Origin of the sequence: Nonomuraea sp. MG754425 (assembly GCF_021699195.1) — a bacterium.
Classification (GTDB): Bacteria; Actinomycetota; Actinomycetes; order Streptosporangiales; family Streptosporangiaceae; genus Nonomuraea.
On sequence record NZ_SSXE01000327.1, the window covers coordinates 1 to 6,044 of the forward strand.

Genomic DNA, 6,044 nt, shown 5'->3' on the forward strand with positions numbered 1-6,044 from the left:
CCCCATGGCGGTCGCCGGCGAACGGGTACGTCGGCAGGGGGACGCGCCTGCCCCCGGTCCCGGGCCAGGCGGCCTCCTGACCCGCCGCCCCGGCCGGCTCCCGGCCGGTGTCACGGCCCGCGTCGAGGCCGGTGTCACGGCCGGCGTCACGGCCCGCGTCGAGGTCGGCGGCGAGGTCGGCGGCGAGGTCGGCGGCGAGGGCGTCCAGGGCGGCGGCGGCCTCCTCGTGGGTCGTCGCGGTCACGTGCGCACGGACGTCCAGGGCGGCGCGGCCGTGGGCGAGGGTGTGCGCGACGTCGGCCAGGGCGGGCGCGCCGGGCGCGCGCAGGACGGCGGCCAGTCGCCGGGCGGCGGTGGCGAGCTGGGCCGGCGTCCGCGCCGACAGCGGCAGCGCCACCGCGCCCACGGCACGTAACCGGACCGGGGGCGGCGCGGGGGCCTCCTCCAGGACGACGTGCACGTTCGTCCCGCCGATGCCCAGCGACGACACCCCCGCCAGGCGCGGCCCGGAAGCCGGGGACGCCCACTCCTCCACGTCGGTGAGCAGCCGGAACGGGGTCTCCTCCAGGTTGAGGCCGGGGTGCGGGCGGGTGACGTTCACCGTCGGGACCATCGTGCGGTGCCGCAGCATCAGCGCCGCCTTGATCAGCCCCGCCACGCCCGCCGCCGCGTTCAGGTGCCCGACGTTCGACTTCACCGACCCGATCGCGCACCCCCTGGCCCCCCGGAACGCCCGCGCGGACGCCGCCACCTCGATGCGGTCGCCGAGGTCCGTGCCCGTGCCGTGCGCCTCCAGGAACTGCGCGTCCGCCGGGTCCAGCCCCGCCGCCGCCCAGGCTTCCACCACGGCCGACGTCTGCCCGTCCACCCCCGGCGCGGTGAACCCCACCCGGCCGGACCCGTCGTTCCCGGCCGCGCTGCCACGGATGACGGCGTAGACGGTGTCGCCGTCCGCCACCGCGTCCTCCAGGTGCCGCAGCACCACCAGCCCGACCCCGTCGCCGCCGACCGTGCCCGCCGCCTTCTCGTCGAAGGGACGGCAGCGCCCGTCGGGAGAGGAGACGCCGCCGGGCTCGTACCGGTAGCCGCGCGGGTACGGCGAGTCGATCGACACGCCACCCGCCAGCGCCATGTCGCACTCCCCGGCCAGCAGCGCCTGCACCGCCACGTGCACCGTGGCGAGCGAGGTCGAGCAGCCCGTCTGCACGGTCAGGCTCGGCCCGGTCAGGCCCAGCCGGTACGACAGCCAGCCCGCCAGGAACTCCCGGTCGGTGAACACCCGCACGTGCATCGGCCCCAGCCGCGCCCGCAGCCGCCCGTCCACCTGGGCCGCGACCGCGTGCTCGGTCGGCGCGCCGCCCACGTACACGCCGGTGCGCAGGCGCGTGCGGCGCGGGTCGTGCCCGGCGTCCTCCAGCGCCGACCAGGCCGTCTCCAGGAGCTGGCGGTGCTGCGGGTCCAGGGCCGCCGCCTCGGTGGCGTTGAACCCGAACAGCTCGTGCTCGAACCGGTCGGCCTCCGCCAGGAAGCCCTTCGAGGCCACGTAACCGGGGGTGCGCACCTCGGCCGGGTCCGCGCCCGCCGCCAGCAGCTCCTCCTCGGTGAAGTCCGCGATCGAGCAGACGCCCGCCACGAGGTTGCGCCAGAACTCGTCCAGGTCGCGGGCCCCGGGGAAGCGCCCGCTCATCCCCACGATGGCCACTGCGGGCACGTCGCTCATCACCGCTCGCCTTTCTGCGCGCTCCTGCGGGCGGCCAGCCGCTCGCGTCTGCTGCGGCCCCGTCGCAGGGACTCCTCCCGCTCACCGCCCGTGCCCGCTCCGTCGAGGACGGCGGCCAGCGTGGCGACCGTGGGATGCCGGAACAGGTCCACCAGCTTGAGGCCGCCGTCCTGCCCGCGCTCGCGCAGCGCCGCCAGCACCGCCAGCAGCCGGATCGAGTTGCCGCCCAGGTCGAAGAAGTTGTCGTGCAGGCCGACCCGGGTCAGGTCGAGCGCCGCCGCCCACACCCCGGCGATCCGCCGCTCGGTGGCGGAGGCGGGGGCCACGTACGGGCTGTCCAGGTCGGGACGGGTGAGGGGCGGCTCGGGCAGCCGTCCCCTGTCCACCTTGCCGGACCTGCCGACGGGCAACTCCGGCAGGAAGACCACCGAGTCGGGCACCATGTAGCCGGGCAGCCGCGCGCCCAGCCAGGACCGCACCTCCGCGACCGTCGGCGGCCTCGTGCCCGGCTCCGGTTCCACGGCGAGTGGTTCCACGGCGAGTGGTTCCACGGCGAGTGGTTCCAGGGCGGGCAGATCCACGGCAGGCCGGGCGGCGGGCACCGCGTAGACGGCCAGGCGGTCGCCGCGCACGGCCGCCGCCGCCACCGACACGCCCGGGTGCGCGGCCAGCACGGTCTCGATCTCGCCCAGCTCGACGCGGAAGCCGCGCAGCTTGACCTGCGTGTCCACCCGGCCCAGGTACGAGATGACCCCCTCGGCGTCGTACCGGCCGAGGTCGCCCGTCCGGTACATGCGCTCGCCCGGCGGCCCGAACGGGTCGGCCACGAAACGTTCGGCGGTCAGCCCCGGCCGGTTGACGTAGCCGCGTGCCAGCGCCGCGCCCGCCACGTAGATCTCGCCCGCGACGCCGACCGGCACCGGACGCAGCCGCGCGTCCAGCACGTACGCCCGCGTGTTCGCCACCGGACGGCCGATCACCACGGGCCGCCCCGGCACGAGGTCGGCCGTGGTGGAGTACACCGTGTTCTCGCTCGGCCCGTACGCGTCCACCACCCGCCGCCACGGCGTCGCCCAGCGCTCGACCAGCTCGGGCGGGCACGCCTCGCCGCCGACGGCCAGGGTGCGCAGGTGGGGCAGCGCGTCCGGCGGGCACGGCAGCGACATGGCCGCCGACGGGGGCAGGAACACGTAGGTGACGCGGGAGTCGCGCAGGCGGGCGTACAGGTCGTCGCCGAGTCGCTCGCACTCGGCCGCCACGTGCAGCTCCGCCCCGGCCACGAAGGTGAAGAACAGGTCGGAGACGGCCACGTCGAACCCGAACGACACGTACTGCAGGACGCGGTCCTCGCCCGTCACGGGGAACTGGGGGCGGACGGCGGCGGCCAGGTTCAGCAGCGCGCGGTGCTCGACCGCGACACCCTTGGGGGTGCCCGTGGAGCCGGAGGTGTACAGGATGTAGGCCGTGTCGGCGAGGGTGGGGCGGGCCGCGAGCACGGGGCCGATCGGCGGGATCCGCGCGCCGTCCGCCGTGGTCACCGGCACGCCGAGGTCCCTGGAGCCGTCGGCGATCAGCAGCCGCACCCCGGCGTCGGCGACCATGAACCGCAGCCGGGCCTGCGGGTGGCCTGGATCGAGCGGGACGTACGCGCCGCCCGCCCGCAGCACCGCCAGCGCGGCCACCGCCATCTCGACGCCCCTGGGCAGGCAGAGCCCCACGGGCACCTCGGGGCCCACCCCGGCCGCGCGCAGCCGCCCGGCCAGCCGGTCGGCGCGCGCCAGCAGCTCGCGGTAGGTGAGCCGGGTCGTGCCGTGGACCAGCGCCGTCGCGTCCGGCCGTGCGGCGGCCCGCTCGGCGACCAGATCGGGGACGAGACGGGGGACGGGACAGGGGGCGACGGGCACGGCGGCGCGGTTCCCGAGGCGCAGCACGCGTGCGCGCTCCCCGGCCGGGAGCAGGTCGTGCGCGGTCACCGGCAGGCCGGGACGGTCGAGCAGGCCGGACAGCAGGGTCTCGAAGACGCGCGCCCAGTGCCGGATCGTCTCCCGCTCGAACAGGTCCGCCCGGTGGACGAGGTGCGCGGCCAGGCCGTCGCCGTCCCGCTGCACGCTCAGGAGCAGGTCGAACTTGGCGTCGTCGAGGAGCAGCTCGACGCGCTCCGCGCCGCCGCCCGGCAGGTCGAGACGCAGGCGCGTGTCGTCGTCGTAGGCCAGCATGACCTGCACGAGCGGGGCGTGGCTCAGCTCCCTGCCGGGGGCCAGCGCCGCCACCACGGCCTCGAACGGGGCCTCCTGGTGCGGCTGGGCCTCCAGGAGGCGGTCCCGCACGCGCGTCAGGAGGTCGAGGAACGACGGCTCGCCCGTCACGTCCGCCCGGACGGCCAGCGTGTTGGCCAGCAGGCCGATGAGACCCTGGACGTCCGGGTGGTCGCGGCCCGCGACCGGCACTCCCACCACGAAGTCCCGCTGGCCCGAGATCCTGGCCAGGAACGCGGCGAAGGCGGCGAACATGGCCGCGAACGGGGTCGTGTTCCGGGCGGCGGCGACCTCGGCGAGGCGCTCGCGGACGTCCGGGGGCAGGTCGAGCCGGTGCACGCCGCCCGCCGTGGACTGCACGGCCGGGCGGGGCCGGTCGGTGGGCAGGGCGAGCGTCCTCGGGACGTCCGCCAGCGTGGCCGCCCAGTACGCGACCGCCTCGTCCAGGGCGTGCCCGGCCAGGCGTGCCCGCTGCCAGGCGGCATAGTCGGGGTACTGGAGCGACGCCGGCCGGGGCGCGTCCGGCGGTCCTGCGGCGCTCGCGGACCGGTAGGCGGCGGACAGCTCCTGGAGCAGGAGCCGCAGCGACCAGCCGTCGCACACCAGGTGGTGGGCGGTGAGCAGGACGCGGTGGCCGCCGTCGTCGAGCGTGTACACGACGCACCGCAGCAGCGGCCCCGCCGCCACGTCGAACGGCGTCGCCGCCTCCGCCCGCAGCCGCTCGTCCACGGCGGCCACGGGGACGTCCCGCTCGACGCGCAGCGCCGCCCGCGCCTGCGCCGCCACGACCTGCACGTACTCGCCGTCACGGGGCCGGAACACCGTGCGCAGCGACTCGTGCCCGGCCACCACCGCGTCCAGGGCCGCGCGGAAGGCGGCGACGTCGAACGGCCCGCGCACGGCGAAGGCCACGGGCACGTTGTACTCGGCGGTGCCCGGACGGAGCTGGTCCAGCACCAGCATCCTGGCCTGCGCGGGTGACACGGGGAACTCGTACTCGACCGGTGCCATCACAACCCCCTCATGATCGGTTCGAGGACTGCGGCGATCTCGGCGGCGGGCCCCGGCCGCAGCAGGTCGCTGTGGCCGCAGCCGAGGTCGTGCACCCGTACGCGGGCGGGCCCCCACCGCTCCGCCTTGACCGCCGAGGACAGGCCGCCGGGCTGGGCCGTGGCCGAGAACAGCAGCACCGTCCCGTCGAACGGCGGCGGCCGGTAGGTCACCGCCAGCCGCAGGTGCCCGGCCACCGCGTCCGCCACGGCCGACAGCCGCTCGTCGCCCAGCCCGGACAGCGGGCCCGCGCTGCCGCGCACGGCGGCGAACACCCGGGCCCGCTCCAGCGGCCCCGGCTGCGCGTACGGGTGCAGGGTGCGGGTGCGCAGCAGGATGGTCAGCGCCTCCTGCTCGACGTCCGCCGGGTCGGCCCGGGTGCCCGGCGGCCACGGCGCGGCGTCCAGCGAGGCGAGCAGGCCCACCCGTCGTCCGGACGCGCGCAGCAGCGCGGCCATCTCGTACGCGAGCAGCCCCCCGAACGAGTGCCCCAGCAGCAGGTACGGCCCTTCGGAGCGGACCGCCGTGACCCGCTCCAGGTAGTCCTCGGCCAGCTCCCGCATGCCGCCCGGCGGGAGGTGGCCCGGGTCCTGGAGCGCGGGCGACTGCAGGGCGTACACGGGGCGGCCCGGGGCCAGGTGCGGCAGGAGCGCGGTGTAGGACCAGCCGATGCCCCGGCCCGGGTGCACGCAGAACAGCGGCGGCCCGTCGCCGTCCGCGCGCAACGTCAGCAGCGGCGACAGGTCCAGCTCGGGCGCGGCCCTGTCGAGGCGGACGGCCAGCGCGGCCGGGGTGGGGGCCTCGAACAGGGCGGCGATGGAGGTGCGCAGGCCGAGCCTGGCCTCGATGGCGGCGGTCAGGCGCATGGCGAGCAGCGAGTCGCCACCGGCCTCGAAGAAGTCCGTGTCCACCCCCACACCCGCACCACGAACTCCCTCCGCCCCAAGAACCCCTTCCGCACCAAGAGCACCATGAGCGCCACGAGCGCCACGAGCCCCCTCTGCATCGCGGCCCGTGCT

The 6,044-nt window shown here is 76.8% G+C and carries 3 protein-coding genes; all 3 read right to left on the bottom strand.

The features are described 5' to 3' along the window. A partial coding sequence (locus tag FAF44_RS51565; RefSeq protein WP_237110834.1) for a polyketide synthase occupies window positions 1-1,720 on the bottom strand: 1,720 nt, incomplete at its 3' end. Next, on the bottom strand, window positions 1,720-4,986 hold the full coding sequence (locus tag FAF44_RS51570; protein ID WP_237110835.1) for an amino acid adenylation domain-containing protein: 3,267 nt from the start codon (window positions 4,984-4,986) through the stop codon (window positions 1,720-1,722). The genes FAF44_RS51565 and FAF44_RS51570, both read right to left, overlap by 1 nt. Then, the coding region (locus tag FAF44_RS51575; protein ID WP_272896198.1) for a thioesterase domain-containing protein at window positions 4,986-6,044 on the bottom strand (1,059 nt) is incomplete at its 5' end. The genes FAF44_RS51575 and FAF44_RS51570, both read right to left, overlap by 1 nt.